At 63.7% G+C, this 234-nt stretch carries 1 protein-coding gene; it reads right to left on the bottom strand.

The window, feature by feature from the left end; genetic code table 11:
- Positions 1–234 (bottom strand): cache domain-containing protein (locus ACVA58_RS28745; protein WP_446513632.1); only part of this gene is annotated, 234 nt, incomplete at both ends.

The raw sequence follows: 234 nt of genomic DNA, 5'->3' as shown, positions 1-234 counted from the left end.
GCGCTGTACGTTGCGGATGATGAGCGACATGGCCACCGACACCACGCCACCCACCAGCAGGATGACGATCAGGTTGGCGATGAGCGAGTGGTGGTAGGCCGCATCCACCTCTTGCAGGAACACCGCACTCGACAGGTTCCAGTCCCACGGCGCAAAGCGCTTCACGTAGCCGATCTTGGGCAGCGCGGTTTCGCTGCCGGGCAGGCGGCCCTGGTATTCGGCAAAGCCAAAGCC

The sequence above is a fragment of the Photobacterium sp. DNB22_13_2 genome, from assembly GCF_052873915.1.
Note: the sequence above shows the minus strand (reverse complement) of the source record. Positions and strands in the feature narration are given on the sequence as shown.